The sequence below is a fragment of the Stutzerimonas stutzeri genome, from assembly GCF_013522825.1.
In the GTDB taxonomy this organism is placed as follows: Bacteria; Pseudomonadota; Gammaproteobacteria; order Pseudomonadales; family Pseudomonadaceae; genus Stutzerimonas; species Stutzerimonas stutzeri_AK.
Genome location: NZ_JAAMQZ010000016.1, coordinates 59058 through 85484 on the forward strand (window position 1 = coordinate 59058; position 26427 = coordinate 85484).

27 protein-coding genes are annotated in these 26427 nt (G+C 63.3%); 12 read left to right on the forward strand and 15 right to left on the reverse strand.

Features of this window, described 5'->3' with window-relative positions:
• Window positions 1–23: 23 nt before the first annotated feature.
• From G7020_RS11970 to G7020_RS11985, 4 genes are read left to right on the forward strand one after another with little or no spacing between them, the layout of a single operon-like run.
• Window positions 24–410: a response regulator gene (locus G7020_RS11970; RefSeq protein WP_181084665.1), complete on the forward strand. Its 387-nt coding sequence runs from the start codon at window positions 24–26 to the stop codon at window positions 408–410.
• A 34-nt stretch (window positions 411–444) separates the two neighbouring features.
• Window positions 445–2841 (forward strand): PAS domain S-box protein, encoded by a 2397-nt coding sequence (locus G7020_RS11975; protein WP_181084667.1) that lies wholly within the window; start codon window positions 445–447, stop codon window positions 2839–2841.
• Window positions 2838–3224 (forward strand): response regulator, encoded by a 387-nt coding sequence (locus G7020_RS11980; protein ID WP_181084668.1) that lies wholly within the window; start codon window positions 2838–2840, stop codon window positions 3222–3224. The genes G7020_RS11975 and G7020_RS11980 overlap by 4 nt, the downstream gene beginning before the upstream one ends.
• Window positions 3217–4845 carry a diguanylate cyclase gene (locus tag G7020_RS11985; protein WP_181084670.1) on the forward strand — a complete coding sequence of 543 codons (1629 nt, stop codon included), beginning with the start codon at window positions 3217–3219 and terminating at the stop codon, window positions 4843–4845. The genes G7020_RS11980 and G7020_RS11985 overlap by 8 nt, the downstream gene beginning before the upstream one ends.
• Before the next feature lie 146 nt (window positions 4846–4991).
• On the opposite strand, the gene G7020_RS11990 is transcribed toward G7020_RS11985, so the two are convergent.
• The 3 genes from G7020_RS11990 to pyrE all read right to left on the reverse strand — a co-directional run bounded on the left by G7020_RS11990 (window position 4992) and on the right by pyrE (window position 7930).
• Complete coding sequence (locus G7020_RS11990; RefSeq protein WP_181084672.1) at window positions 4992–6467, reverse strand: DUF3360 family protein; 1476 nt, start codon at window positions 6465–6467, stop codon at window positions 4992–4994.
• Between the two features lie 211 nt (window positions 6468–6678).
• On the reverse strand, window positions 6679–7245 hold the full coding sequence (locus G7020_RS11995) for a DUF4124 domain-containing protein (RefSeq protein ID WP_181084774.1): 567 nt from the start codon (window positions 7243–7245) through the stop codon (window positions 6679–6681).
• Between the two features lie 43 nt (window positions 7246–7288).
• Window positions 7289–7930, reverse strand: a complete 642-nt coding sequence (gene pyrE / locus G7020_RS12000) for an orotate phosphoribosyltransferase (protein ID WP_181084674.1) — start codon at window positions 7928–7930, stop codon at window positions 7289–7291.
• Between the two features lie 83 nt (window positions 7931–8013).
• On the opposite strand from pyrE, the gene G7020_RS12005 reads away from it, so the two are divergent.
• Window positions 8014–8793 (forward strand): exodeoxyribonuclease III, encoded by a 780-nt coding sequence (locus G7020_RS12005; RefSeq protein ID WP_181084676.1) that lies wholly within the window; start codon window positions 8014–8016, stop codon window positions 8791–8793.
• 132 nt (window positions 8794–8925) lie between these two features.
• Here G7020_RS12005 and G7020_RS12010 read toward each other — a convergent pair whose 3' ends face one another.
• Both G7020_RS12010 and rph read right to left on the reverse strand, forming a co-directional pair.
• Window positions 8926–9294 carry a DUF4870 domain-containing protein gene (locus G7020_RS12010; protein WP_181084678.1) on the reverse strand — a complete coding sequence of 123 codons (369 nt, stop codon included), beginning with the start codon at window positions 9292–9294 and terminating at the stop codon, window positions 8926–8928.
• 13 nt (window positions 9295–9307) lie between these two features.
• On the reverse strand, window positions 9308–10030 hold the full coding sequence (gene rph, locus G7020_RS12015; RefSeq protein WP_181084680.1) for a ribonuclease PH: 723 nt from the start codon (window positions 10028–10030) through the stop codon (window positions 9308–9310).
• A 196-nt stretch (window positions 10031–10226) separates the two neighbouring features.
• On the opposite strand from rph, the gene G7020_RS12020 reads away from it, so the two are divergent.
• The 5 genes from G7020_RS12020 (at window position 10227) to G7020_RS12040 (ending at window position 14842) form a co-directional block, all read left to right on the forward strand.
• Window positions 10227–11090 carry a YicC/YloC family endoribonuclease gene (locus G7020_RS12020; protein ID WP_181084682.1) on the forward strand — a complete coding sequence of 288 codons (864 nt, stop codon included), beginning with the start codon at window positions 10227–10229 and terminating at the stop codon, window positions 11088–11090.
• A 69-nt stretch (window positions 11091–11159) separates the two neighbouring features.
• Entirely contained in the window at window positions 11160–11780 is a 621-nt protein-coding gene (gene gmk, locus G7020_RS12025; RefSeq protein ID WP_181084684.1) for a guanylate kinase, read from the forward strand.
• A 99-nt stretch (window positions 11781–11879) separates the two neighbouring features.
• Window positions 11880–12143 carry a DNA-directed RNA polymerase subunit omega gene (gene rpoZ, locus G7020_RS12030; protein WP_181084686.1) on the forward strand — a complete coding sequence of 88 codons (264 nt, stop codon included), beginning with the start codon at window positions 11880–11882 and terminating at the stop codon, window positions 12141–12143.
• A 59-nt stretch (window positions 12144–12202) separates the two neighbouring features.
• On the forward strand, window positions 12203–14311 hold the full coding sequence (spoT, locus tag G7020_RS12035; protein WP_181084688.1) for a bifunctional GTP diphosphokinase/guanosine-3',5'-bis pyrophosphate 3'-pyrophosphohydrolase: 2109 nt from the start codon (window positions 12203–12205) through the stop codon (window positions 14309–14311).
• A 150-nt stretch (window positions 14312–14461) separates the two neighbouring features.
• The gene (locus tag G7020_RS12040; protein WP_181084690.1) at window positions 14462–14842 is read left to right on the forward strand and encodes a RidA family protein; all 381 of its coding nucleotides are present in this window, start codon (window positions 14462–14464) and stop codon (window positions 14840–14842) included.
• A gap of 22 nt (window positions 14843–14864) precedes the next feature.
• On the opposite strand, the gene G7020_RS12045 is transcribed toward G7020_RS12040, so the two are convergent.
• Window positions 14865–15434 carry an OmpA family protein gene (locus G7020_RS12045; RefSeq protein WP_181084692.1) on the reverse strand — a complete coding sequence of 190 codons (570 nt, stop codon included), beginning with the start codon at window positions 15432–15434 and terminating at the stop codon, window positions 14865–14867.
• 4 nt (window positions 15435–15438) lie between these two features.
• Window positions 15439–15885, reverse strand: coding sequence for a FecR family protein (locus G7020_RS12050; RefSeq protein ID WP_258189326.1), 447 nt, complete (start codon window positions 15883–15885; stop codon window positions 15439–15441).
• Between the two features lie 347 nt (window positions 15886–16232).
• Here G7020_RS12050 and G7020_RS12055 point away from each other — a divergent pair, with 347 nt between their 5' ends.
• Entirely contained in the window at window positions 16233–18200 is a 1968-nt protein-coding gene (locus G7020_RS12055; protein WP_181084696.1) for an AAA family ATPase, read from the forward strand.
• Between the two features lie 125 nt (window positions 18201–18325).
• Here the strand turns inward: G7020_RS12055 and G7020_RS12060 are convergent, their stop codons facing one another.
• The 5 genes from G7020_RS12060 to G7020_RS12080 all read right to left on the reverse strand — a co-directional run bounded on the left by G7020_RS12060 (window position 18326) and on the right by G7020_RS12080 (window position 22922).
• A complete protein-coding gene (locus G7020_RS12060) occupies window positions 18326–18943 on the reverse strand; it encodes a TPM domain-containing protein (RefSeq protein ID WP_181084698.1) in 618 nt (205 codons plus the stop codon).
• An 18-nt stretch (window positions 18944–18961) separates the two neighbouring features.
• Window positions 18962–19717 carry a TPM domain-containing protein gene (locus tag G7020_RS12065; RefSeq protein ID WP_181084700.1) on the reverse strand — a complete coding sequence of 252 codons (756 nt, stop codon included), beginning with the start codon at window positions 19715–19717 and terminating at the stop codon, window positions 18962–18964.
• Window positions 19714–20322, reverse strand: coding sequence for a LemA family protein (locus G7020_RS12070; RefSeq protein WP_181084702.1), 609 nt, complete (start codon window positions 20320–20322; stop codon window positions 19714–19716). The genes G7020_RS12065 and G7020_RS12070 overlap by 4 nt, the downstream gene beginning before the upstream one ends.
• A gap of 84 nt (window positions 20323–20406) precedes the next feature.
• Window positions 20407–21630: a CaiB/BaiF CoA transferase family protein gene (locus tag G7020_RS12075; protein ID WP_181084704.1), complete on the reverse strand. Its 1224-nt coding sequence runs from the start codon at window positions 21628–21630 to the stop codon at window positions 20407–20409.
• Window positions 21631–21740: 110 nt separating this feature from the next.
• On the reverse strand, window positions 21741–22922 hold the full coding sequence (locus G7020_RS12080) for an acyl-CoA dehydrogenase (RefSeq protein ID WP_181084706.1): 1182 nt from the start codon (window positions 22920–22922) through the stop codon (window positions 21741–21743).
• Between the two features lie 157 nt (window positions 22923–23079).
• Between G7020_RS12080 and G7020_RS12085 the strand changes: the two genes are divergently transcribed.
• On the forward strand, window positions 23080–24036 hold the full coding sequence (locus G7020_RS12085) for a LysR family transcriptional regulator (RefSeq protein ID WP_181084708.1): 957 nt from the start codon (window positions 23080–23082) through the stop codon (window positions 24034–24036).
• 228 nt (window positions 24037–24264) lie between these two features.
• Here the strand turns inward: G7020_RS12085 and G7020_RS12090 are convergent, their stop codons facing one another.
• From G7020_RS12090 to G7020_RS12100, 3 genes are all read right to left on the reverse strand, one after another.
• Entirely contained in the window at window positions 24265–24645 is a 381-nt protein-coding gene (locus G7020_RS12090) for a helicase (protein ID WP_181084711.1), read from the reverse strand.
• A 147-nt stretch (window positions 24646–24792) separates the two neighbouring features.
• Complete coding sequence (locus G7020_RS12095; protein ID WP_158187095.1) at window positions 24793–25065, reverse strand: HU family DNA-binding protein; 273 nt, start codon at window positions 25063–25065, stop codon at window positions 24793–24795.
• A gap of 147 nt (window positions 25066–25212) precedes the next feature.
• A complete protein-coding gene (locus tag G7020_RS12100; RefSeq protein WP_181084713.1) occupies window positions 25213–26397 on the reverse strand; it encodes an NAD(P)/FAD-dependent oxidoreductase in 1185 nt (394 codons plus the stop codon).
• Window positions 26398–26427: the final 30 nt, after the last annotated feature.

Consider the following 26427-nt stretch of genomic DNA (forward strand, 5'->3'; position numbering starts at 1 on the left):
CCAGGCCCTATGGAGGTAACCGCATGACCGAGCTGAAACGGATTTTGCACGTCGAGGATGACCCGTCCATCCAGGCCGTGGCCAAGGTGGCGCTGGAAGTGATCGGCGGCTTCGAGGTGCTCAGCTGCGCGTCCGGGCAGCAGGCGGTGGAAGCCGTCGAGCAATTCGCGCCGCAGTTCATCCTGCTCGATGTGATGATGCCCGGCATGGGTGGTCCGGAGACGCTCGCCAGACTGGGCCAGCGTGTGGACCTGAGCACGATTGCGGTCGCGTTCATGACCGCCAAGGTTCAGCCGGGGGAGATCGAGCATCTACGCAAACTGGGTGCGCAGGAGGTAATCATCAAGCCGTTCGATCCGATGCGACTGGCCAGCCAGATCCAGGCCATCTGGGAAGCCCGCCATCCATAAGCCCACCTTTCAGCCCAGCAAGACGGAACAGCACATGGAGTCACCGAAAGCCAATCCGACCCCTTCGCGCGAACTGTCCCGTCTCGCCGCGCTGCTGCGCTATGAAATCCTCGACACCCCGAACGAAGACGCTTTCGACGATTTCACCTATCTGGCGGCGCAGATCTGCGATGCTCCCATCGCATTGATTTCACTGGTCGATGATCATCGCCAGTGGTTCAAGAGCCGTCTCGGCCTGGATGTCAGCCAGACCCCGCGCGAGATTTCCTTCTGCACCCATACCATCGAAGGCCAGGGCATATTCGAGATCAGCGACGCTCTGCAGGACCCGCGTTTTCAGCAGAATCCGCTGGTGACCGATAGCCCACACATACGCTTCTACGCCGGCACCCCACTGACCTCCCCGGACGGCTACAACCTCGGCACCCTGTGCGTGATCGATCGCCAGCCACGACAACTCGATGCCGCCCAGCGCGAAGCACTGATCCGCCTCGCTCGGCAGGTCATGCGGCTGTTCGAGGAGCGCCTGCAGGCCCAGCGCTACGCCGAGCAGGCGGCCATGCAGCAGGCACTGCTCAATAGCGCCGCAAGCGCCATGCTGGTGACCACCGCCGATGGCCATATTTCAGCCGTCAACCCCACTGCCGAGCGCCTGTTCGGCTACAGCGAAGCGATGCTGATCGATCATCCACTGACTTCCGCGCTGTTCCCCAAGGAAGCCCTGGAACGCCGCGCCGCCATTCTCAGCGACGCCCTGGGCGAAACCATCACGGCGGATTTCGCCGTCCTCACCGCGCCGCTGTTCGAAGGCCGGCGTGAAATGCGCGAATGGCGTCTGCGCCACCGCAACGGCACGGAGGTACCGGTGCAGGTGAGCGTCTCGGCGATCCATGACGAGCACGAACTGCTGCGCGGCTATATCGTCAGCGCCTACGACCTGGCCCATCAGGAACATCTGCAGTTGCGCCTGCAACAGATTGCGGCGCAGGTGCCGGGCTTGCTGTTCCAGTTCTGCTGGCATCCCGATGGCAGGAGTTCGTTTCCCTACGTCAGCCAAGGCATCGAGGCCATCTATGGGCTGAGCGCTGCCGAGATGGAGTCGAGCATCAGCCCGATCTACAGCAGAATCCATCCCGATGACCGCACACGGGTGCTGACGAGTATCCGCCATGCCGCCAGCACCCTCACACGCTGGCATTTCGAGCACCGCATCGAGCATCCGCGCAAGGGCCTGATCTGGGTCGAGGCGCGCGCCACGCCGATGCGCCAGGCCGACGGCTCGGTGCTCTGGCACGGCCTGGTGACCGACATCACCGAGCGCAAGGCCGAACAGCTGGAACTGGACAAGCAGCAGGAAATGAACCGGCGCCTGCTCGAAGCGCTGTCCGAAGCCGTGGTCGCCTGCGATGCCGAGGCCAATCTGACCCTGTTCAACAACACCGCCCGTCTCTGGCACGGCCTCGATGCGCAGCAACTGCCGCCGCATAAATGGCCCGAGTACTACCACCTCTATCGGGCCGATGGCGTGACGCCGCTGCCTCTGGACGAAGTTCCCCTCATGCGCGCCCTGCGTGGCGAGCATATCCGCAACGTCGAGATGACCATCGTCCTGCACGGCAACGTCCGCCACGTGCTGGCCAATGCCGACCCGATGTTCGCCTCCGATGGCCAGCAGAACGGTGCGGTGGTGGTCCTGCACGACATCACCGAACGCAAGCACGTCGAGAAACTGCAGCGCGAATTCGTCTCTACGGTCAGTCACGAACTGCGTACCCCGCTGACCTCCATCACTGCTTCGCTGGGGCTGATCTGCGGCCAGGTGATGGGCGAGGTGCCCGAGCATCTGCAGGAACTGCTGGACATCGCCAACCAGAACAGCAAGCACCTGAGCGCCCTGATCGACGACCTGCTGGATATCGACAAGCTGTACGCCGGCAAGATGCGCTTCAGGCTCGAACTGCAGCCGCTGCAGCCCCTGCTTGAGCAGGCCATGCGCAACAACCAGGGCTACGCCAGTAGCTACACTGTGACCATCAGGCTTGGCGAATGCCCGCCGGCACAGGTCAGGGTCGATACGATGCGGCTGGTACAGGTATTGAGTAATCTGCTGTCCAACGCGGCCAAATTTTCCCCGGCGGGGGAAAGCATCGACCTGTTCGCCGAAAGCGTTGCCGAGGACCGTGTGCGCATCAGCGTCCGTGACCGAGGGCCGGGAATCGCCGACAGTTTTCGCGAACGGATCTTCAGCAAGTTCGCCCAGGCGGACTCATCCGATACGCGCCAGCAGGGTGGAACCGGCCTTGGCCTGGCCATCAGCAAGGAGCTTATAGAACACATGGACGGCCAGATAGGTTTCGACTCATCTCCTGGCGCGGGCGCCTGTTTCTGGCTCGAACTGCCCTGCTATCCCACCGATGACCAGCCCTCATGAGGCCGCTGCAACGTATCCTGCATGTCGATGACGTGCCTTCGATCCAGGTGGTGACACGTATCGCCCTGGAGAAACTCGGCGGCTTCCAGATCCTCAGCTGTGCCAGTGGCGCCGAAGCGCTGGCGCAGGTCCGCCAATTCGCTCCGGACATGATTCTGCTGGACCTCGAACTGCCACAGATGGACGGCATCGCACTGTTGCATCAGCTCTCGCGGCTGGTCGACCTGCAACGCACGCCGGTGGTGCTCCTGACCGGCCACAATGAACCAGGCGACCTGGCCGAACTGCGCCACCTGGGGGTCCGCCAGCTGTTGCTCAAACCCTTCGATCCACTGCAACTGGCGACACAGCTCAACGCAATATGGGAAGCCGAACATGAGTAACGCCGAAGCGCTGCACAGCCAGCTGCAGGCCTTGACCGACAGGTTCGCCGAACGCCTGCAGCAGGAACTGCCGGAGCTCGATCAGCTCGCCGAAGCCCTGCAACAGGCCCGCGAGGGCGAGCAGCGTCGACAGCTGATGCTCGTCATCCACGAGCGCCTGCACCGCCTCGCGGGCACGGCCGGCACTTTCGGCTTTACCACCCTCGGTCAGCAGGCACGCCTGCTGGAACAGCGCGCCGACCGCTGGCTGGAAGCCACCAAGCCCAGCGGCCAGGCCCTCACCGCCTTCGTCCGCGCAGTCCGCCTGTGGACCGCCGAGACCCAGACCCGCGCACCCGAAAACCTGCCCGATGCCCCCCTGGAAAGCCACGAACAGCTGCAGGCCGGCTGTCGCATCTTCCTGCTCGAAAGCGATCCCGATGCCGGCCATGAAATGTGCCAGACGCTGGGCAACTTCGGCTACGACGTGTTGCGCTTTACCCAGCCGGAACAATTGCAGGCCGCCATCGAAGGACAATTACCCGATGCCCTGATCGTCAGCCAGCACGATGGCGAGCTGGCCGCGGTCAGCGCCCTGCAACAGCGCCTCGACACCCCGCTGCCGCTGCTGGTGATCAGCCAGCGCAGCGACTTCGACAGCCAGCTGGCCGCCGTGCGAGCCGGGGCGCAGGGCTATTTCACCCGGCCCGTGGACACCACCCAGCTGGAAAACAGTCTTGAACAGTGCCTCAACCTGCAGCAGAGCGAGCCCTATCGCATCCTCATCGTCGATGACGATGCCGACCTTGCCGCGCGCTACAGCCTGGTGCTGCGCAATTCGCAGATGCTGGTACAGACCCTGAGCGATCCCAGCCAGCTGTTCGACACCCTGTATGCATTCAACCCGGAAGTACTGCTGCTGGATGTCAACATGCCGCTGTGTTCCGGCCCCGAGCTGGCGCAGATGATTCGCCTCAACGACGAATGGCTGCGCCTGACCATCATCTACCTGTCCGCCGAAACCGACATCAACCGGCAGATGGCCGCGCTGCTCAAGGCTGGCGACGACTTCATCACCAAGCCCATCAGCGACAACGCCCTGATCGCCGCAGTGTTCTCCCACGCCCAGCGCGCCCGCTCGCTGAGCACCGCACTCGCGCGCGATAGCCTCACCGGTCTGCTCAAACATGCCGACATCAAGGAACAGGTGACACTCGAAGCGCAGCGAGCGCAACGCAGCGGCAAACCGACCAGCGTGGTCATGCTCGACCTCGACCACTTCAAGCAGGTCAATGACCGATACGGCCACGCGGCGGGCGACAACGTCATCCGTTCTCTGGCCAACTTGTTGCGCCAGCGTCTGCGGCGTATCGACAGCCTGGGCCGCTACGGTGGGGAAGAGTTCGTTGCCGTGCTGCCCGAATGCAGCGCCGAGCAGGCCAAGGTCGTTTTCGACGAAATTCGCCAGCGCTTTGCGGCGCTGACTTTTCATGCCGGCCCACGCACCTTCAATGTCTCGCTCAGCGCCGGCATCAGCGAAACCAGCGACGAGTCCCAATCCGGAACCCTGCTCGAACGCGCTGATCAGGCACTCTATACCGCCAAGCACAATGGTCGTAATCAGGTTCAGATAGCGCAGTAAGCAGCTGAAGGCTGAAACCTTGCGGGTTGGCGAGCCTGCAAGGTCTTGTTGAAGTCGCTTTGCTTCACAGGGTTGAGGCACCCCTGCTGATCCTGAAATTTCACACCTGTCCCAGGATCAGCGCAGCGTTATTGCCGAATCAGCCGTCACAGATCGTGGCGGAACGACTCGAACAGTGCCGGAATACCCGGAAACATACCGATACCCAGCATCACGCCGCAGAGTACGATGAACACCACCAGCGGAATGATCCAGCGGTGCAGGCGGCTCAGCGACTGGCTGTGCTCCTTGTCACCGATCAGCCCCATGTTGTCCAGCAGCACGGTCAGTGACCAGCCGAACACCGGGTTCACCAGCGCCGAGGAGAACACCACGATGGCGGCCGACTGCGACGTCTTGCCCTCGCGGGTCATCTGCATGCCCGCCTCCAGCAGCGGCAGAAACACCCCTACCAGCAACGCCACACTGAGCACCGGTGGCCAGATCGCCAGGTCCATCGGATAACCCCAGAGCGCGGCGATCACGCAGAGCAGGCCGGTCAGCAGCGCACCCGCCGGAATGGGTCGTTTGGCGATGGCTGCCGGCACCAGGAAGGTGCCCCAGGAAGATGCCAGGTTACCGCCGCCCAACGCAGTGCCGACCACCTGCCGCGCCGCCGCCACGCACATGGTGTCATCGATGTTCATCAGCACTTTCTGCGCCTTCGGCGGGTAGTTGAGCTGCTGGAAGATACGATGACCGAGGAAGTCCGGCGACCACATCGCCACAGCAAGCACAGCGAAGGGGAAGACCGCGACGAAGTGATGCAGCTCCGGCAGACCCAGTTGCCAGCCGGTGTTTTCACCCCACCAGTAGGCAGGGTTGAGATTGGGAATACCCGGCTCGGTCTGGAACTCGAAAGGCGCGCCCAGCGCCAAAGCAATTACCGCAGCCAGTGCACAACCGAGGGGAATCGCCAGCCAGCGCAGACGAATGTGCTCCAGATAGGCATACATCACGATGGTCGCGAATACCACGACGAAGGCGATGTAGCCCATATCGAAGCCATTGGCCCAGTTGAACAGCACCTTGATCTGCGACGTCATGCCGATAAAGCCCAGATACAGCAGCAGACCGCCGCAAACCCCATCGCTGGTCAGGCGCGCCAGCAGGCTGCCGCCCTTGAAGGCGCCAAGCGTGAAACCCAGCACGCCGACCATGATCCCCAGCGCCATCGGATGGCCGCCCGAGGCAACGATCAGTGGAATCATCGGAATCAACGGGCCGTGGGTACCAGCCAGATTGCTCGTCGGATTGAGGAAGCCGGAGAACACCACCACGAACAGAATCGCAGCGATCAGCATCTCGAAGCGGACATTTTCAATGATGAAATCATTGGACAGTCCCAGCGGCCCGGCAAAGGCTGCGACGATGGCCGCCACCATGACGATCTTGCCGATGGTCGCCGCCATCGCCGGGACCCAATCCTCGTATTCGAAACGGTAATCACGAAACGGCAGGTTAATCCCCCAGCGTTTCGGCGCCATGATCTCCAGTTCATGCTCGAGATATTCCGAGCGCGTGGCGAAATTTTCCTTTGGTTTGTGGAGCTCCTGGTAACTGCTTAGGTCCCTATCATTCATGCCAATCAGCTCTACCAAAAAATTGTCGCAACACTACAGACAGACCTGCGGCAACTCACCACGACCTTGAAAGTATTGAGCTAGAGCGGCTGATATGATAGCAAGCAAGCTATGCATTTAAGCGATCATGGTTTTGAAAGCCTCGCCGCATGAATGTGACGAGGAAGATGCGGCATCAGATCACGCCGCGAAAGGAACAGGAAATGGGCGCTTACTGCGCTTGGCCGAGCAATTCGGCAATGCGCTGACGATCACCGGCGAAACTGGCCTGCGCCTCGGCCCGCACCGTCTCGTATCGCTTCAGGTCACGCTGCAGGCTGGCCTGCTCCTTGACCAGATTGGCAATCTGCGCCAGCAGGTTTTCCGGGACATCGCGCCCCGCTCGCTCGTGATTGGCTGCCTGTTGCTGCAGATTGCCCTGCTGGTTGCGCAACGCCTGCAGATTGCCCTGGGTCAGGCCGATCACACTGTCCAGCTCGGCCAGCCGTCGCGCCTCGGCCCGCTGCACATCCTCGACACTGGCGTACAGGCGCAGCAATCGCGCATCCGCAGCGGCACGCGCCTTGTCCGTCTGCAGCCGCTCGAACTCTTCAGCAGTGGGCGCCGGCGGGATTTCCCGGATGACGCGCCCCTGCTCGTTGAGCACCTGATAACCGCGACCGATATGCTGCGGCGGAACACCATGACGATCGAGCACCACCACACCGCGATCATCCACATAGCGATAGAGTTCGGCAGACGCAGCCAGTGCCGGGGCCAGCAGGCCCAGCATCAACATCAAGCGAATGACTGGCGGTTTGCGCATGCCGGAAACTCCAGGGTCAGATCCCGTATCGCTCGCGATAGGCCTGTACCGCAGGCAGATGCTGCTTCAGTTGAGCGTCGTCGGACAGATATTCCAGCACTTGCGCCAGGGACACAATACTGATCACCGGCATTCGATAATCACGTTCCACTTCCTGGATCGCCGACAGCTCGCCCTGCCCACGCTCCTGTCGGTCGAGGGCGATCAGCACGCCGGCGGCCTGGGCATGCTGGCCCTGGATGATCTGCATCACTTCGCGAATGGCGGTGCCGGCAGTGATCACGTCATCGACGATCAGAACGCGCCCGGTCAGTGGCGAGCCCACCAGGGTGCCGCCTTCGCCATGATCCTTGGCCTCCTTGCGGTTGAAGCACCAGGGCAGGTCGCGCTGATGATGCTCGGCCAGGGAGATCGCCGTGGCCGCTGCCAGCGGAATACCTTTGTAGGCCGGACCGAAAACCACATCGAAATCGATACCGCTATCGACGATGGCCGCCGCATAGAAACGGCCCAGCTGAGCCAGGGCCGAGCCACTGTTGAACAGACCGGCATTGAAGAAATAGGGGCTGGTACGCCCGGACTTCAGAGTGAACTCACCAAAGCGCAGAACCCCGCGCTCGATGGCGAAGCGGATGAACTCGCGCTGATATGCCTGCATGAAGAAATTCCCGGAAGACACTGATTTCGCTAATTGCGAAGAGCTTGGGTTATCATACACACACGAGTTTTCAGGGGCCATTTATGCGGATTATCAGCGTCAACGTGAATGGCATTCAGGCGGCGGCACAGCGGGGTCTGCTCAGCTGGCTGCAAGCACAGAATGCCGATGTCATCTGCCTGCAGGATACCCGCGCCTCCGTAGTAGAACTTGACGATCCGGCCTATCAGCTCGACGGCTACTTTCTCTATGCCTGCGATGCCGAAATCCCCGAGCAGGGTGGTGTCGCGCTGTATTCCCGACTGCAGCCCAAGGCCATCATCATGGGCCTGGGCTTCGAAACGGCTGACCGCTATGGCCGTTATCTGCAAGCCGATTTCGACAAGGTCAGCATCGCCAGCCTGCTGCTGCCCACAGGCCGTGGCGGCGACGAGGACCTGAACCAGAAATTCAAGTTCATGGACGACTTCGCCCACTACCTCGACAAGCAGCGCCGCAAGCGCCGCGAATACCTGTATTGCGGCTCCCTGCATGTGGCGCACCAGAAGCTGGACGTGAAGAACTGGCGCGACTGCCAGCAGGACGTAGGCTTTCTGGCGCCGGAGCGTGCCTGGCTCGACGAGATTTTCGGCAACATGGGCTATATCGATGCCCTGCGGGAAGTCAGTCGCGAAGGCGACCTGTACAGCTGGTGGCCCGACACCGAACAGGCGCAGATGCTCAACCTCGGCTGGCGCTTCGACTACCAGATCCTCACCTCGGGCCTGCGTCGCTTCGTGCGCAACGCCCGTCTGCCGCGCCAGCCACGCTTCTCCCAGCACGCCTCGCTGATCGTCGATTACGACTGGACGCTGAGCCTCTAGCCTGTTCCGCAGGGCCGAATTCATTCGGCTGCAGGTGTGCAAGGTCGAACGAGTTCGACCCTACGTCCCTCGACCTTCGCCATTCAGCCGGACACGCGAAAGGCGCCAACAGACCCCGGCCAAGACACACCGCTATTTGACGATCCGCCAGCAGAACGGATAACGGTAGGGCTTGCCCTCGTTGGCGCGGATGCCGGCGATTACCACCAGCACCAGCGCCACCACGCTTATCAGCACCATCAGCGGAAAGCCGATGAGAATCCAGGCGAGTACGCCACAGATCATCAGCAGGATGCTGAAGGTGAGCTGGAAGTTGAGCGCCTCCTTGCCCTGCGCATCGACGAAGGGGTCCATGTCCTTCTTCAACTGCCAGATAATCAGCGGCCCCAGCACGTTGCCGATCATCGGCACCAGGAACCAGCAGAACGCCGAGTAATGGCAAAGCATCGCCCAGCGTCGAGCCTGCGGCGAAGGCTGTGGAATCGGCAGCTGATCAGTCATGGTCGTCTCCGTTTCAGTCGGCCAGCGCGGCCTGCTGCAGGGCGAACAGCTCCTGCATACCGGCTTGCGCCAGCGCCAGCATGGCATTTAGCTCTTCAGGTTGGAACGGCGCGCCTTCGGCGGTGCCCTGCACTTCGATGAAGCCGCCGGCGTCGGTCATCACCACGTTCAGGTCGGTTTCGGCGGCGGAATCTTCCAGATAGTCCAGATCCAGCACGGCTTCGCCCTGATACATGCCCACGGAAACGGCTGCGACCATCTGCTTGAGCGGATTGCCGCCCTTCAGTGCGCCACGCTTCTTCAATGCAGCCAGCGCGTCCACCAGCGCCACCATGGCGCCAGTGATGGAGGCGGTACGGGTGCCGCCATCGGCCTGGATCACGTCGCAGTCGATGTAGATGGTGTTCTCGCCCAGCTTGCTCATGTCCAGCGCGGCGCGCAGCGAACGACCGATCAGACGCTGGATCTCCAGGGTCCGCCCCCCCTGCTTGCCCCGACTGGCCTCACGCTGGTTCCGCGAACCGGTGGCGCGCGGCAGCATGCCGTATTCGGCGGTCAGCCAACCCTGGCCCTGGCCCTTGAGGAAGCGCGGTACACCGGTTTCGATACTGGCGGTGCAGATCACCCTGGTCTCACCGAACTCCACCAGCACCGAGCCTTCGGCATGCATGGTGTAGTTGCGGGTGATACGGATCGAACGCAGCTGGTCGGCGGCGCGGCCACTGGGACGCTTCATGGACATTTCCTGTTTCTATGGATTCGAGTGACGGCATTATAGAGGCAGGACTCGATCAAAAGCGCCGAAGGCCGGAAAGCTGGACGAGAAATGACCAAAGCCAAGCCGCTTTTCGTCCAGCCTTCAGCCTCCAGCGCCGTTATCGGTTTTTCCGCTACAATCGCCCACCCTTCGAGCAGACTTCCACGAGGTATCCATGGTTCACAGCATGACGGCCTTTGCCCGTGCCGAGCAGGCCGGCGACCACGGCACCCTCAGCTGGGAAATCCGCTCGGTCAACCATCGCTATCTGGAACCGCACCTGCGCCTGCCGGAAGCCTTCCGCGACCTCGAAGGTGCGGTACGCGAAGCGCTGCGCAAGGGCCTGTCACGCGGCAAGGTCGAATGCACCCTGCGTTTCAGCGAAGACAGCAGCGGTCGCTCGATGCAGGTCGACAGCCAGCGCGCCAGCCAGTTGATCGCCGCCGCCGAGAGCGTGGCGGCACTGATCAGGCAGCCCGCCCCGCTCAATCCGCTGGAAGTGCTGGGCTGGCCGGGTGTGCTGGTGGGCGATGCCAGCGATCCGCAGGCGCTCAACAGTGCGGCCCTGGCGCTGTTCCACGAAGCCCTTGCCGAGCTCAGGAAAGGCCGTCAGCGCGAAGGCGAAGAGCTGGCCCGGCTGATCGACGAGCGCCTCGACGCGATCACCCAGGAGACCGCCACGCTGCGCGAGCAGGTGCCGCAGATGCTCGCCCTGCAACGGCAGAAACTGCTCGACCGCTGCGCCGAGATGCGCGCCGAACTGGACCCGCAACGCCTCGAACAGGAAATGGTCCTGCTGGCGCAGAAAAGCGACGTCGCCGAGGAACTCGACCGGCTGGCCACCCATGTCGGCGAAGTGCGTCGGGTGCTCAAGTCCGGTGGCGCCGCGGGCCGGCGGCTGGACTTCCTCATGCAGGAACTCAATCGCGAAGCCAATACCCTCGGCTCCAAGGCCTTCGATCCGCGCAGCACCCAGGCGGCGGTCAATCTCAAGGTCCTGATCGAACAGATGCGCGAACAGGTGCAGAACATCGAATAACACCGGGCCTTGCCCTGAACCGCCTGATTCGCTCAGGCGCCCCATCAGCCACCGCTTGCAGAGAACGCCATGTCCGCCTCCACCGGTACGCTCTATATCGTTTCCGCGCCTTCCGGGGCCGGCAAGACCAGCCTGGTCAAGGCCCTGCTCGATGCGCAGCCGCAGGTTCGGGTTTCCGTTTCCCACACCACCCGCGGCATCCGCCCCGGCGAGGTGGACGGCGTCAACTACCACTTCGTCAGTCGCGAGGAATTTCTCCAGCGCCTGGAACACAACGAGTTCCTGGAGCACGCCGAAGTCTTCGGCAACCTCTACGGCACCTCCCAGCGCTGGCTCGAACAGACCCTCGAAGAAGGTTACGACCTGATCCTCGAAATCGACTGGCAAGGCGCCCAGCAGGTGCGCCGGCTGATGCCCCAGGCCAGGTCCATCTTCATCCTGCCGCCAAGTGCGCAGGCCCTGCGCCAGCGCCTGACCCATCGCGGCCAGGACAGCGAAGAGGTGATCGACACACGCATGCGCGAAGCGGTCAGTGAAATGACCCATTACGTCGAATACGACTACCTGGTGATCAACGACGACTTCACCCATGCCCTGGGCGACCTGCAAGCCATCTTCCGCGCCAATCGGCTGCTCCAACCGACCCAGCAGCAGCGCTTCGAGGGGTTGCTGGAGCAGTTGCTGATCTGAAGGCTGCTTTTATAGCTTCCCTAACCGCTGGTGATTTTTTAAACTATCCCGTCCGCTCGCCCATTTGGGCACGCTTTACCGAATCTGATGAGGAACACCATGGCCCGCGTTACCGTTGAAGACTGCCTGGACAACGTAGATAACCGCTTCGAGCTGGTCATGCTCGCCACCAAGCGTTCGCGCCAGCTGGCCACCGGCGGCAAGGAGCCCAAGGTAGCCTGGGAAAACGACAAGCCCACCGTGGTCGCCCTGCGCGAAATCGCCTCCGGCCTGGTGGACTATGACGTCATCGCCCAGGACGAAATCGTCGACGACGAGCCGCTCTTCGCCCAGTACGAGGAAGAGCCCAACGAGGCCATCTGATCGATGCCTGGCCGAAGTCGAACCGCAGACACAGCAGCCTGCCGGCAAGGAGCAGAGACTTGCCAGCCATAGATACGCTTGCCGACCGCCTGTCGTCCTACCTCGGCCCCGACCAGGTCAACCTGGTCCGCCGTGCCTATTTCTATGCCGAGCAGGCCCACGATGGCCAGCGCCGGCGTAGCGGTGAAGCCTACGTCACCCATCCCCTGGCGGTAGCCAACATCCTCGCCGACATGCACATGGATCATCAGAGCCTGATGGCCGCCATGCTGCACGACGTCATCGAGGACACCGGCATTCCCAAGGAAGCGCTGATCGCGCAGTTCGGCGAAACCGTCGCCGAGCTGGTCGATGGGGTCAGCAAGCTGACCCAGATGAACTTCGAGACCAAGGCCGAAGCCCAGGCCGAGAACTTCCAGAAGATGGCCATGGCCATGGCGCGCGATATCCGCGTGATCCTGGTCAAGCTCGCCGACCGCCTGCACAACATGCGTACCCTGGAAGTGCTGGCGGGCGAAAAGCGCCGCCGTATCGCCAAGGAAACCCTGGAAATCTACGCGCCCATCGCCAATCGCCTGGGCATGCAGTCCATGCGCGTGGAGTTCGAGGACCTGGGTTTCAAGGCCATGCACCCGATGCGCTCCGAACGCATCCGCGCCGCCGTGCGCCGGGCGCGCGGCAATCGCAACGAGATCGTCGAAAAGATCGAGCAATCGCTGATCCACTGCCTCGAACGCGAAGGCCTCGAAGGCGAGGTGATGGGCCGCGAGAAGCATCTGTTCAGCATCTACAAGAAGATGCGCGGCAAGCGCAAGGCGTTCAACGAGATCATGGACGTCTATGCCTTCCGCATCGTGGTGGACAAGGTCGATACCTGCTACCGCGTGCTGGGCGCCGTGCACAGCCTGTACAAGCCGCTGCCCGGTCGCTTCAAGGACTACATCGCGATTCCCAAGGCCAACGGCTACCAGTCGCTGCACACCACGCTGTTCGGCATGCACGGCGTGCCCATCGAGATCCAGATCCGCACCCGCGAGATGGAAGAGATGGCCAACAACGGCATCGCCGCCCACTGGCTGTACAAGTCCAGTGACGACGACTCGCCCAAGGGCACCCACGCCCGCGCCCGGCAGTGGGTCAAGGGCGTGCTGGAAATGCAGCAACGCGCCGGCAACTCGCTGGAATTCATCGAAAGCGTCAAGATCGACCTGTTCCCCGACGAGGTCTACGTCTTCACGCCCAAGGGCCGCATCATGGAGCTGCCCAAGGGTTCCACGGCGGTGGACTTCGCCTACGCGGTGCATACCGACGTCGGCAATACCTGCATCGCCTGCCGGGTCAACCGGCGCCTGGCGCCGCTGTCGCAGGCGCTGGAAAGCGGCTCGACGGTGGAAATCGTCACCGCCCCCGGCGCGCGTCCCAATCCTGCCTGGCTGAACTTCGTCGTCACCGGCAAGGCGCGCACGCATATCCGCCATGCGCTCAAGCTGCAGCGCCGCTCGGAGTCGATCAATCTGGGCGAGCGCCTGCTGAACAAGGCGCTCACCGGCTTCGAATCCAGCCTGGAGGCGATCTCGCCCGAGCGCATCAGGGTGGTGCTGGGCGAATACCAGATGGAAGTCATCGAGGACCTGCTCGAAGACATCGGCCTGGGCAACCGCATGGCCTATGTCATCGCCCGCCGCCTGCTGGCCAGCGACAACGAAGAGCTGCCGAGCGACGAAGGGCCGCTGGCGATCCGTGGCACCGAGGGCCTGGTGCTCAACTACGCCAAGTGCTGCACGCCGATACCGGGCGATCCCATCGTCGGTCATCTGTCCGCCGGCAAGGGCATGGTCGTGCACATGGATACCTGCCGCAATATCAGCGAAGTGCGACACAACCCGGACAAGTGCATCCAGCTGTCCTGGTCAAAGGATGTCACGGGCGAATTCAACGTCGAGTTGCGCGTCGAACTGGAACACCAGCGCGGCCTGATCGCTCTGCTGGCCGGCAGCGTCAATGCCGCTGACGGCAATATCGAGAAGATCGGCATGGACGAGCGCGACGGTCGCATCAGTGTGGTCCAACTGGTGGTCAGTGTGCATGACCGCGTGCACCTGGCCCGCGTCATCAAGAAACTGCGTACCATCCAGGGTGTGATACGGATTACCCGGGTCAAGGCCTGACTGACAACCGAGAAGAGCGCTGGAGGCTGAACGCTGGACGGGCATGCGGCTGCTGAGCACTCTTTCGTTCAGCCTCCAGCGCTTTTATCGTCTTTTCCCCCACGGGCTGTTTTATCCTTCGTGCCCCCAGTCAATCCCGAGGAATGCAGAATGAGCAAGACCGTCATTTCCACCGACAACGCCCCCGCCGCCATCGGTACCTACTCCCAGGCCATCAAGGCCGGCAACACCGTCTACATGTCCGGGCAGATTCCGCTGGACCCCAGGAGCATGGAGCTGGTCGAGGGCTTCGAGGCGCAGACCGTGCAGGTCTTCGAGAACCTCAAGGCGGTGGCCGAAGCGGCTGGCGGCTCGTTCAAGGACATCGTCAAGCTGAACATCTTCCTTACCGATCTGGCCAACTTCGCCACCGTCAACGAAGTGATGAGCCGCTACTTCCAGCAGCCCTACCCGGCCCGTGCCGCTATCGGCATCAGCGCATTGCCCAAGGGCGCGCAGGTGGAAATGGACGCGATCATGGTGCTCGACTGACCGCCAGTTGGCCCCGCCGCCATCAGCGAACCTCTATCACCACCCGGCGATTACGCTCCTCGGGCGTGGCGTCCGCCGTCCTGACCAGCAGATCGAGCTCGCCCAGGGATTCGATCTGCATTCTCGCCTGCAACCCTCGCGCCCTGAGCCGTTCGGCCAGGGCTTGCGCGCGCTGCAGGCCAAGCTGCAGATTGACGTCCTTGCGGCCCAGGCTGTCGGTATGACCGGTCACGACCACCAACGGATGCTCGCGCTGGCGCGCCGCATGCAGCACATGGTCCAGCACCTGCTCGGACAGCATGCCCGGCAGGCCATCGGCTTGCAGGTAGACTACAAACCGCTCAGGCGGCGCCGGCTGCACAGCCAGCGCGCCAGCGAAGTCCCGCTGCAGTCGTAAAGCACCGAGCGCGAAGGGCCGCGCGCCAGCGGCAAGAGGCACTCCCAGCCGGGCCTGCTCCAGCGTTAGGCTCTGGGTTCCCTTGACCACGGTCACGGCGCTCCCGGCGGGATGCTCCTGTAACGCCACATACGATTGTGCGGCACAGCCCGACAACAGCACAGCCAGCAGCAACAGCGCGACGGTCCTTGTCATATGCTCACTCCACCACTTTCACCAGCACATGCCCTGCATGCACCCGCACACGCCCCTGCGGAGTTTCCAGGCTGAGCGCCTCGGGGTCGAGCCGGGAAATCGCGCCGGTCACCAGGCTCAGCGTGCCCCGCTTGAAGCGTACCGCCAGGCGAAAGGCTTCACTGGCCGGCACGAAGCGGTAGCGTTCAAGCTCAAGTTCGCTGTTCGGCCCGAACGACATGACCGTTCCGTCATCGAGAATCACCGCCAGGCCGCCCTTTTCGCCGGTATGCAGCGTCATACCCTCGATGATTGCCTGTCCGAGAACCACCTCGATGAACTTGCCCCGGTGGGAGAGGAAGGCCTCACCGGCAACGCTGGCAACGTATCCAGCCGAAGCAGGTAGCGCCTGTGCCACAGTGGCGCTCGCCCACAGGCAGATCCCTGCCACCAGATGAAGCGGGAAACGCATACGGAACATCCATTAACTCCGACATAGAAAACAGTGGGAACCTGCATCCCGCTTCACTGGGTTCCGCTAAAGGACCAGAATCATGACAAGTTCGCTTCGCGGAGGTGACGTTCGTCTAAAAAGACTCGCCATTCGTCGCTTGCCGACTCACTCGCAGTCGCTTGCCGTATCCTCGTTCGCGGTCGGTTCCTCCTATCCGACCAGCGGTCGGCATCAGAATTCACATTGCATAAGCCGCGCCGTAGCGCCTGCCTTGGTGCCTTGCGGGCTACTCGCCCGAAAACTGTGGTCCGTCCGCAAGGGCGGTTGTTTTATGACGCCTCGGGCTCGCCCCGCCTGGATCTGAAATGAAGAAACCCCGCTTGTTGCAAGGCCGCCGCAGCCTGTTGCTCTCCATCGCGTTGGCGCTTCTGCTCGCCGCCACGCTGGGCTACTGGCAATTCAAAGCCGAGGGGCCTGCCGCTTCCACGCCTGCCGATGCCAGCGCCAGCATGCTGCAGGAGCTGGACGCCTCCAAGGAGCCCTGGCTGGACAACCGTCGCGATCTCTCGACCCTGCTGGGCGACCTGCGCGGCCAGGCCATCGCCAGCGCCGCGCTGAGCAAGGATGCCGTCTACATCAACCGCCAGGATGGTCTGCGCTACTGGGTGCCCGACCAGTCCGGCCATGTGGCGCGGCTGCTGCTGGAGCAGTACGCAGCGGCTGCCGAGCCCTTCCCGCTGATGCTGTTCGAGACCGACGGCGAAGCACCCTGGTACAAGGCGGTGTTGCCCTACACACCCTTTATCCTGGCCCTGATCGGGGTACTGCTGTATCTGGTCATGAAAAGTCAGTCGTTCACTGTACAGCGCAAGGGCAGCGGCATCGGCTTTGCCGACGTCATCGGCGCGCGCGAGGCCAAGCAGGCGCTCAGTGACGTCACTGCCTATCTGCGCGATCCCGCCGCCTATGCCGCGCTGGGTGCGCGACCACCCAAGGGCGTGCTGCTGACCGGCGAGCCCGGCACCGGCAAGACCCAGCTGGCCAAAGCGCTGGCCAGCGAATCCAACGCCAGCTTCATTCAGGTCACCGGCAGCGATTTTTCCTCGATGTACTTCGGCGTCGGCATCCAGAAGGTCAAGGCGCTGTTCCGCACCGCGCGCAAGCAGGCGCCGTGCATCATTTTCATCGACGAGATCGACGGCATCGGCAAGCGCGCCGAGCAGCAGCGCTCCAGCGACGCCGAAAGCAACCGGATCATCAACCAGTTTCTCGCTGAAATGGACGGCTTCGACGCCGCCGCCGGCGTGCTGGTGCTGGGCGCGACCAACTTTCCCAATTCCCTCGACCCGGCACTGGTGCGCGAAGGCCGCTTCGACCGCTCCATCGCCGTCGGCCTGCCGGGCCTGGACGACCGCGAGGCGCTGTTCCGCCTCTATGCCGGCAAGGTTCGCACTGGCGACGAACTGGATTATGCGCAGCTGGCGCGCAATACCGTGGGGCTGACGCCCGCCGCTATCGCCCATATCGTCAATCACGCCGCGTTGCTGGCGGCACGCGCCGGCGACAGCCAGGTCGACATGCTCCGCTTCGTCGAGGCCATCGAAACCTGCCGCATCGGCGAGCAGCCTAGCGGTGTCACCCCGCTGTCGCCCACTGACCGCAAGCGCATCGCCGTGCACGAGGCCGGCCACGCGCTGGTCGCCGCCGCGCTCAAGGTGGGCCGGGTGGAGAAGGTCACCATCCTGCCGCGCGGCCAGGCGCTGGGCGTCACCCTGGTCACGCCGGTGGAGGACAAGCGCCTGCACATGACCTCCGAACTGCGCAACCGGATCCAGATGCTGCTGGCCGGGCGCGGCGCCGAGCTGCTGTATTTCCGCGAAGCCTCGTCCGGCGCCGGGCAGGACCTGCAGGAAGCCTCGAAGATCGCGCTGTCGATGGTCGGTGCGCTGGGCATGGGGCCGAACGGCTCGCTGCTGAGCCTGCAGGCGGTGCGCGACGCCCACATCGAGTTCGACTCGGGCGAGTCCATTCGTGCCGCCGACGAGCTGTTGAAACAGCTGGACCGCGAATGCCAGGCGCTGCTGCAGCGCATGAAACCGGCACTGGACGCGATCACCGAACGCCTGCTGGCCGAGGAAACCGTGCCCGGCGAAGAGGTGCTGGCCGCCATCGAGCGCCTGCCCGAGCATCATCACGAGGCCAGCGTCAGTTCCATCATCGGCCACGCCATGAGCAGCATCGACCGTGTCGCCGCCAGCGCCCTGGGAGACACCCAGTACCTTGAACTGGCACCCGTGGAACAACCCGGGGACGACGGTCCGGGGATGGTTTGACGGGGCCAAGGCCAGCGTCCTCGCGCTGGCTTTGCCGCACCGTGCGCAGGGCCGAACCTGTTCGGCCTCGATCCTGACCAATGGCCGAATGAGTTCGGCCCTACATCCCGGGCAGCTGGCTTCTTCTAGTCAATCACCACCAAGCGGTTCGGCAACTCGTTGCGCTCATGGGTCGACGGCACATGCTCCTTGAGCAGCGCACCACAGGCCTCGATGCAGATCAGGAAGCCTTCCAGCACCTGGCCCTGGCGCACCTGCCCGGTAAAGGTTTCGATGATGGATTCCCAGGCGCTGTTGTCGATGCGGCTGGCGATGCCGCGATCCACCAGAATCTCGACATAGCGCTCGGCGACCGAGACGAAGATCAGGATGCCGGTGTCGCCCTCGGTGTGGTGCAGGTTGCACTCGACGAACTGCCGCCGGGCAAGATTGCACGCGCGCCAGTGGCGGACCTGACGCGGGATCAGGCGCGTGGTCAGGCCGGGAAGGCGAAACACCAGCGCCAGCACGATAAAGGTCGCCCACTGCACCAGCAGCAGCTGCCAGGCGCTCATCGCAGCCGTGAAGAACAGCAGACCGCCCGGCACCACCAGCGCGATCAGCCCGGCCCATAGCAGCGGAATGTAGTGATAGTCGTCAGCCTGTTCGGCCAGCACCGTCACCAGTTCGGCATCGGTGTCGCGTTCGATCCGTTCGATGGCCTCGGCCACCTGCTGCTGCTCGCTTAGGGTAAGTAGAGTCATTGAAAATCCATGGATAATTCACCAGCCACCCGAGGCGCCGCCGCCGCCGAAGCCGCCGCCTCCGCCACCGAAACCGCCACCGCCGAAGCCACCTCCGCCAAAACCGCCGCCGCGGCCCATGCCGCCCAGCAGGGCGCCGAGCAGCAATGTCCGACGACCACCGCCACGGCCACCACGACCGCCGCCGATCAGGAAAATGGCCACCAGCATCAGGAAGAAACCCAGAATGCCCAGCCCACCCGGCTGCTCGGCGCCCAGCGGCATCGCCGGACGCATCGCCGCGCTCTGCAGCGGATCACCGCCGAGCACCTGCACCATGGCCGCCGCGCCTTCGCTGATGCCCCGGGCGAAATCGCCCTGCTGGAAGGCCGGGGCAATGATGCCGTTGATGATCATCGAAGACTGCGCATCGGTCAGGCGACCTTCCAGGCCATAGCCGACTTCGATGCGAATCCTGCGCTCGTCACGGGCGACGATCAGCAGCGCACCGTTGTCCTCGCCGCGCTGGCCGATACCCCATTCGCGACCAAGCTGCACGCCGAATTCCTCGATACTGTGGCCTTGCAGGTCAGGTACCGTGACCACCACCACTTGCTCGTTAGTGGCCTGCTCGTGAGCAGCAAGCATGCTGCTCAGCCGTGCTTCGGTCTGGGTATCCAGCAGCTCGGCCTGATCCACCACCCGACCGGTCAGCGCCGGCAGCTCCGCCTCCTGGGCGAAGGCAGCGCTGGCGCAGGCCAGCAACAGCGGAAACAGCAGCAGCCTGACGATCATTGAAACTGCACTTGTGGCGCCTGTTCGGCGTTCTCGGCGGTGGCCTCGAAGTTCTCGCGAAGCGGCATGTCGCTGTACATCAGGGTGTGCCAGATGCGCCCGGGGAAGGTGCGGATCTCGGTGTTGTAGCGCTCTACCGCCGCGATGAAGTCGCGTCGCGCCACGGCGATGCGGTTTTCCGTGCCTTCGAGTTGCGATTGCAGGGCAAGGAAGTTCTGGTTGGATTTCAGCTCGGGATAGCGCTCGGAGACCATCATCAGTCGGCTCAGGGCACCGGTCAGCTGGTTCTGCGCCTGCTGGAACTGCTGCAGCTGTTCGGGATTGTCCAGCGTATTGGCATCGACCTGGATGGAGGTCGCCCTGGACCGCGCCTCGATCACGGCAGTGAGTGTTTCCTGCTCCTGGCGGGCGAAGCCCTTGACCGTCTCGACCAGGTTGGGGATCAGATCGGCGCGGCGCTGGTACTGGTTTTCCACCTGGGACCAGGCGGATTTGACCTGTTCGTCGTACTGCGGAATGTTGTTGATGCCGCAACCGGCCAGCAGCCAGGACATGAGAATGACAATCGCCAGCTGCCAGGTGAATCGGGAATGCTGCCTTTGCATGATGCGTTCGTCCGCTAAAGAATTACCTCCATAAGAATCCCGGGGCGGCCCGAGAGTTCAGCGCGCTTGCCGGGAAGCCTCCGCTCAGATCACCCCGGCCTGCCGCAGGGCGGCTATCCGCTGCGCACTCAACCCCAGCAACCGCTGCAACAGCGCCTCGCTGTGCTCACCCAGCAGCGGCGGCGCATTGCGGTAGCTGACCGGCGAGGCCGACAGGCGCAGCGGGCTGGCCACCTGGGGCACGCTGCCAGCCTGAGGATGCGGCATCTCGACCTTCAGGCCACGATGACGGACCTGCGGGTCGTCGAACACCTGCGCCACATCGTTGATCGGCCCGCAGGGCACGCCGGCGCGCTCCAGCGCGGACACCCATTCGGCGGTGGTGCGAAACACCGTGGCCTGGCGAATCAGCGGAATCAGCTCGGCACGATGAGCGACACGCGCCTTGTTGCTGGCGAAACGCGGGTCGGCGGCCCATTCGGGATGACCGGCGACTTCGCAGAACTTGCGGAACTGCCCGTCGTTGCCGACCGTGAGAATGATGTCGCCATCGGCAGTGGGGAAGTCCTGGTAGGGCACGATGTTCGGATGGGCATTGCCCATACGCCGCGGCGCGACGCCGGTGGTGAGGTAGTTCAACGCCTGGTTGCCGAGACAGGCGACCTGCACGTCCAGCAGCGCCGTATCGATATGCTGGCCCTCCCCCGTGCGCTCGCGGTGGGCCAGTGCCGCCAGCACGCCGACCGTGGCGTAGAGCCCGGTGAGGATGTCGGTGAGCGCCACGCCGACCTTCAGCGGCCCTGCGCCTGCTTCACCTTCGGCGCGCCCGGTCAGGCTCATCAACCCGCCCAGGCCCTGGATCATGAAATCGTAGCCGGCGCGTGAGGCATAGGGTCCGTCCTGGCCGAAGCCGGTGATGGAGCAGTAGATCAGCCGCGGGTTGATCGCCTTCAGGCTTGCGTAATCCAGCCCATGGGCCGCCAGCCCGCCGACCTTGAAGTTCTCCAGCAGCACGTCGCTCTGCGCCACCAGCTCGCGAACGATGCGCTGGCCTTCGGGGCGGGTGAAATCCAGGGTCAGCGATTGCTTGTTGCGGTTGGCGCTGAGGTAGTAGGCCGCCTCGGCGGTGTTTTCGCCCTGCGCGTCCTTGAGGAACGGCGGGCCCCAGTGGCGGGTATCGTCGCCGCTACCGGGGCGCTCGACCTTGAACACCTCGGCGCCCAAGTCGCCAAGAATCTGCCCGCACCAAGGGCCGGCGAGCACGCGGGACAGGTCGAGGACGCGCAGATGGGAAAGGGCACCGGACATGGAAGAAGCCTCAAGCTGCAAGCTTCAAGCCGCAAGAAATACAGCCTGAAGCAGTGTACGGGTGGGCATGCTTTGTCTTGCCGCTTGTAGCTTGCGGCTTGCCGCTGCCCTTAGAAGAACGCCTGAATCCCCGTCTGCGCCCGTCCGAGAATCAACGCGTGAACATCGTGGGTGCCTTCATAGGTATTCACCACTTCCAGGTTGACCAGGTGCCGCGCGATGCCGAACTCGTCGCTGATGCCATTGCCGCCGAGCATGTCGCGGGCCATGCGCGCCACGTCCAGCGCCTTGCCGCAGCTGTTGCGCTTCATGATCGAGGTGATCTCCACCGCCGCCGTGCCCTCGTCCTTCATCCTGCCCAAGCGCAGGCAGCCCTGCAGGGCCAGGGTGATTTCGGTCTGCATGTCGGCCAGCTTCTTCTGGATCAGCTGGTTGGCGGCCAGCGGGCGCCCGAATTGCTGACGGTCCAGCACGTACTGGCGGGCGGTGTGCCAGCAGAATTCGGCGGCGCCCAGCGCGCCCCAGCTGATGCCGTAACGGGCACTGTTCAGGCAGGTGAAGGGCCCTTTCAGACCGCGCACATCCGGGAAGGCGTTTTCCTCGGGACAGAACACGTTGTCCATCACGATCTCACCGGTGATGGAAGCACGCAGGCCGACCTTGCCGTGTATCGCCGGTGCACTCAGGCCTTCCCAGCCCTTCTCCAGTACGAAGCCACGAATGGCGCCCTCGTCATCCTTGGCCCAGACCACGAAGACGTCGGCGATGGGGCTGTTGGTGATCCACATCTTGCTGCCGGAAAGCCGATAGCCACCGTCTACCTTCTTCGCACGGGTGACAATCGAGCCCGGGTCGGAGCCATGATTGGGCTCGGTCAGGCCGAAGCAGCCGATGAACTCGCCGCTGGCCAGTCCGGGCAGGTACTTCTGCTTGGTCGCCTCGTTGCCGAACTCGTTGATCGGCACCATCACCAGCGAGGACTGCACGCTCATCATCGAGCGATAACCCGAATCGATGCGCTCCACTTCGCGGGCGATCAGTCCGTAGCACACGTAGTTCAGACCGCTGCCGCCATAGGTTTCGGGAATGGTCGCGCCGAGCAGGCCGGTCTCGCCCATCTCGCGGAAGATCGCCGGATCGGTGCGCTCGTGGCGGAAGGCCTCCAGCACCCGCGGCGCCAGCTTGTCGGCGGCGAACTGCGCAGCGCTGTCACGCACCATGCGCTCTTCCTCGGTCAGTTGCTGGTCGAGCAGCAGCGGGTCGATCCAGTTGAAGCTTGCCTTGCCAGCCATGGGCGAATCCTCTGAATGTGCGATGCAGAATGAATGCAGTGATGCTAGGCCCGACAGTCCCACTCGACAAACGATGATTTCGCATTCATCTATGCGCATTACGCACTACCCATTAAGCTTGAGGCCATAAAACAGCCCTTAATCATGAGGTTTTCGCATGCGCCGCAAGATTCCCAGCACTGCGGCCCTGATCGCCTTCGAGGCGGCGGCACGGCACCAGAGCTTCACCCGCGCCGCCGAGGAGCTGGCCCTGACCCAGAGCGCCGTTTGCCGGCAGATCGGCGGGCTGGAGGAGTTTCTCGGTCTGGCGCTGTTTCGCCGCTCGCGGCGTGGCGTGCAACTGACCGAAGCCGGCCAGTCCTACGCCCGGCGCATCGCCGCGCAACTGGATGCGGTGGAGCGCGACACCCTCTCGGTGATGGGCCAGCAGGGCGCGATGAGCCTGGAACTGGCGGTGGTACCCACGTTCGGCACACAGTGGCTGGTTCCTCGGCTGAAGCATTTCCAGGCGCTGCATCCGCAGATCAGCCTCAACCTGACCAACCGCACGCGGCCATTCCTGTTCGCCGATACCGATTTCGATGCCGCCATTTATTTCGGCGATGGGGAATGGTCGGGCACCGAGGCGCACTTTCTGATGCCCGAAGATCTGCAGCCGGTCTGCAGCCCCGCATTGCTGCCCAATGGCGAGCCGCTGGCTGCCGAGCGCCTGGCGGGGATGCCGCTGTTGCAGCAGAGTACCCGCCCCTACGCCTGGCGGCAGTGGTTCGATGCGCTGGGGATGAAGGTCGCGCGCGACATGACCGGGCCGCGCCTGGAGCTGTTTTCCATGCTGGCGCAGGCGGCGGAGCATGGTATGGGCGTGGCGTTGATTCCGCCGTTCCTGATCCAGAGGGAACTGGTTGAAGGGCGGTTGGTGCTGGCGCATCCGCAGGCCTATCGCAGCGAGACGCGCGGGTATTACCTGATGATTCCCGAGCGCAAGGTGGAAGCGGCGGGATTGGTGGTGTTTCGGGATTGGTTGAAGGAAGAAGCGCAGGTATGGCGGGAAGGGCAACGTACGGGCCTGCATAATCCGTCGTCACACCGCCAAATTATCGTGCAAAACCCATGACGGAAGCGCCTGCGGCGATTCCATCCTACGCATCCGCGACCAGCCATTAGGCCCGCCAGGACACTCGCAATGCATCACGGGGACATAGACCGTAGCCTGGATAGCCGAAGGCGTAATCCGGGTTTCCGAAGGCGTAACCCGACGAGCGAGGCGTCGGTCTTCTTCGTGCCTGAACGCTCGCTCGTCGGGTCGGTGAAGCGTGACCCGACCTACGGGAATTTGAGCCGCTCAGGCCTTCTTTGCCTTCTTCGGCTTCAGATACCTGGTCAGCCCTTGGAACCACATCACCAGCGCCGGATTGCCCTGGATCTGGATATTCTTGTCCTGAATGCCCTGCATAAAGGCCAGCTGCTTGTTCTTCGCCGTCATGGTCTCGAAGCCGTAAGCGGCATCCCGGAAACCCAACGCAAATGCGGGTTCGCTCGCCGGTCCGCTTTTGCTGGTGATGCGCTGGTCCTTGACGATGAAGTGCCGCGCCACCTTGCCATCCAGGGTGTGCAGCTGGAAGGTCAGGTCCTTGTCGCCCAGTTGCTGCTGGAACTCGGGGTTAGTGCGGCTGGCCTTGCCCATCAGGCGGCCCAGCATCCACAGAAGAAAGCGGAATTTCATGATATTTCCCGACAGCTATTCAAAAATTTCCGCATTGTAGCGGCTTGCCGAAACGGGAAAAGGGCTTTGCGCGGCGGAAACGGAGCGGTCTGTGCCCGACTGGCAGGTCGGATTGACCCGGAGCCGGGCGGCTCCGGGTAGCGCTGATCAGTTGATCGCGTCCTTCAGCATTTTTCCGGGTTTGAATGCCACGGTATTGCTGGCCTTGATGGTCACCGGCTCTCCCGTCTGGGGGTTCTTGCCGGTACGTGCGCCACGGTGGCGTTGCAGGAATGTTCCGAAACCGACCAGGGTGACGCTGTCCTTGCGGTTCAGCGCGTTGGTGATTTCATCCAGAACGGCATTGAGTACACGATTGGCCTGATCCTTGGTGAGATCGGCCTTGTCGGCGATGGCCGCCGCGAGTTCCGGTTTGCGCATGAGTAGCCTCTGATGCTTTCTTGTTGTTGTGTGTGCCGTTCTGTGAACAGCGTTCAAGGCGCCGCGACAGCTCTAGAGCGCCGCACGCCCAGGGAGAATGGCACGCTGCTAGCAGAGGCGCCAGTACCCTTAAGTGCTATGCCGGCCTCAATCGGAAGGCGTTAAGGACAGAACCTGGGGCAGCTCCGCCAGCACAGGAGGCAATTGCCTGTTCAAGGCCAGGCGCTGCTGCACGGCGGCGCCGGTCAGCGCATAGCCCAGCAGGCGTCCATCGGGCGTCTTGAATAGCGCCGTGATATCGCTACCTTCGCCCTCGATGGTCCAGCCCCCCTCACTGCCCGGCGCTGGCGGCGACACCACCAGCGGGCACACCGGCGTCTTCACGGTAATCGGCATCGGCCCGTAACTGACAGACGTGGCGGTTCCGGCAAGGGTCCGTGCCAGCGCCCGCACGCCGCTCATCAGCGGCATGACATAGAGCAGGTTGAGTCCGCCGACTTCGGCACAGTCACCCAGCGCATAAACATGTCTGGCGGAGGTTTGCAGAAAACGATCCACCACGATGCCACGCCCGGTTTCAAGGCCGGCGGCGGCGGCCAGCTCGGTGCGCGGTCGCAGGCCGACAGCGCTGATCAGCAGATCGCATGGCAGAGGCTGCCCATCGGACAATTGCGCCTGCAGGCCATCAGCCTTGTGTTCGAGCCCCTCGACCACCGCGCCGAAATGAAAGCGCGCACCCAGCGACTCCAGGCCGCCCTGCACGGCAGCCGCCACCTTCGCTGGCAACAGCGCGGGCATGACCTGCTCGCCCGGCGCCACCAGATCGACTTCGTAGCTCCCCTGCAGCAGATCATTGGCCAGTTCGCAGCCGATCAGCCCGGCGCCCAGGATCAGTACGCGGCGCCTGCCCTTCGCCGCCTCGCGGAAACGGCCATAATCGAGCAGATCGTTGATTGCAAAGACCCTGTCCGCCGCATCCCCCGCCAGCGGCACATGAATGGGCTGTGCGCCCCAGGCAAGCACCAGATCCCGATAGGACACCGACTCGTTACCGACCCATACACGGCGATTGGCGGGATCGAGCCGGGTGATTCGGGTATGGGTGCGGATCTCGGCGTTGAGCTGGATGGCCATCTGCCCGGCATCCAGCATGCCGAGCGAGTCGGCATCCTTGTTCATGGCAAAGCCGGTGGAAAGCATCGGCTTGGAATAGGAGCGACCGTCGTCGGCGGTGATCAGCAGCAGCGGTGTTTCGCTGTCGTGCTTGCGAAATTCCCGCGCCAGATTGTAGCCCGCCAGACCAGTGCCGATGATTACCAGGGGTGCTGTCATGCCGCTTACCTCTGTCGTTGCCAGTGAGCG

What these genes read in the sequence shown, in the direction of transcription:
- G7020_RS11970 (WP_181084665.1), top strand. Translation starts at nt 24, where the DNA reads ATGACCGAGCTGAAACGGATTTTGCACGTCGAGGATGACCCGTCCATC.
- G7020_RS11975 (WP_181084667.1), top strand. Translation starts at nt 445, where the DNA reads ATGGAGTCACCGAAAGCCAATCCGACCCCTTCGCGCGAACTGTCCCGT.
- G7020_RS11980 (WP_181084668.1), top strand. Translation starts at nt 2,838, where the DNA reads ATGAGGCCGCTGCAACGTATCCTGCATGTCGATGACGTGCCTTCGATC.
- G7020_RS11985 (WP_181084670.1), top strand. Translation starts at nt 3,217, where the DNA reads ATGAGTAACGCCGAAGCGCTGCACAGCCAGCTGCAGGCCTTGACCGAC.
- G7020_RS11990 (WP_181084672.1), bottom strand. Translation starts at nt 6,467, where the DNA reads ATGAATGATAGGGACCTAAGCAGTTACCAGGAGCTCCACAAACCAAAG.
- G7020_RS11995 (WP_181084774.1), bottom strand. Translation starts at nt 7,245, where the DNA reads ATGTTGATGCTGGGCCTGCTGGCCCCGGCACTGGCTGCGTCTGCCGAA.
- pyrE (WP_181084674.1), bottom strand. Translation starts at nt 7,930, where the DNA reads ATGCAGGCATATCAGCGCGAGTTCATCCGCTTCGCCATCGAGCGCGGG.
- G7020_RS12005 (WP_181084676.1), top strand. Translation starts at nt 8,014, where the DNA reads ATGCGGATTATCAGCGTCAACGTGAATGGCATTCAGGCGGCGGCACAG.
- G7020_RS12010 (WP_181084678.1), bottom strand. Translation starts at nt 9,294, where the DNA reads ATGACTGATCAGCTGCCGATTCCACAGCCTTCGCCGCAGGCTCGACGC.
- rph (WP_181084680.1), bottom strand. Translation starts at nt 10,030, where the DNA reads ATGAAGCGTCCCAGTGGCCGCGCCGCCGACCAGCTGCGTTCGATCCGT.
- G7020_RS12020 (WP_181084682.1), top strand. Translation starts at nt 10,227, where the DNA reads ATGGTTCACAGCATGACGGCCTTTGCCCGTGCCGAGCAGGCCGGCGAC.
- gmk (WP_181084684.1), top strand. Translation starts at nt 11,160, where the DNA reads ATGTCCGCCTCCACCGGTACGCTCTATATCGTTTCCGCGCCTTCCGGG.
- rpoZ (WP_181084686.1), top strand. Translation starts at nt 11,880, where the DNA reads ATGGCCCGCGTTACCGTTGAAGACTGCCTGGACAACGTAGATAACCGC.
- G7020_RS12040 (WP_181084690.1), top strand. Translation starts at nt 14,462, where the DNA reads ATGAGCAAGACCGTCATTTCCACCGACAACGCCCCCGCCGCCATCGGT.
- G7020_RS12045 (WP_181084692.1), bottom strand. Translation starts at nt 15,434, where the DNA reads ATGACAAGGACCGTCGCGCTGTTGCTGCTGGCTGTGCTGTTGTCGGGC.
- G7020_RS12050 (WP_258189326.1), bottom strand. Translation starts at nt 15,885, where the DNA reads ATGCGTTTCCCGCTTCATCTGGTGGCAGGGATCTGCCTGTGGGCGAGC.
- G7020_RS12055 (WP_181084696.1), top strand. Translation starts at nt 16,233, where the DNA reads ATGAAGAAACCCCGCTTGTTGCAAGGCCGCCGCAGCCTGTTGCTCTCC.
- G7020_RS12060 (WP_181084698.1), bottom strand. Translation starts at nt 18,943, where the DNA reads ATGACTCTACTTACCCTAAGCGAGCAGCAGCAGGTGGCCGAGGCCATC.
- G7020_RS12065 (WP_181084700.1), bottom strand. Translation starts at nt 19,717, where the DNA reads ATGATCGTCAGGCTGCTGCTGTTTCCGCTGTTGCTGGCCTGCGCCAGC.
- G7020_RS12070 (WP_181084702.1), bottom strand. Translation starts at nt 20,322, where the DNA reads ATGCAAAGGCAGCATTCCCGATTCACCTGGCAGCTGGCGATTGTCATT.
- G7020_RS12075 (WP_181084704.1), bottom strand. Translation starts at nt 21,630, where the DNA reads ATGTCCGGTGCCCTTTCCCATCTGCGCGTCCTCGACCTGTCCCGCGTG.
- G7020_RS12080 (WP_181084706.1), bottom strand. Translation starts at nt 22,922, where the DNA reads ATGGCTGGCAAGGCAAGCTTCAACTGGATCGACCCGCTGCTGCTCGAC.
- G7020_RS12085 (WP_181084708.1), top strand. Translation starts at nt 23,080, where the DNA reads ATGCGCCGCAAGATTCCCAGCACTGCGGCCCTGATCGCCTTCGAGGCG.
- G7020_RS12090 (WP_181084711.1), bottom strand. Translation starts at nt 24,645, where the DNA reads ATGAAATTCCGCTTTCTTCTGTGGATGCTGGGCCGCCTGATGGGCAAG.
- G7020_RS12095 (WP_158187095.1), bottom strand. Translation starts at nt 25,065, where the DNA reads ATGCGCAAACCGGAACTCGCGGCGGCCATCGCCGACAAGGCCGATCTC.
- G7020_RS12100 (WP_181084713.1), bottom strand. Translation starts at nt 26,397, where the DNA reads ATGACAGCACCCCTGGTAATCATCGGCACTGGTCTGGCGGGCTACAAT.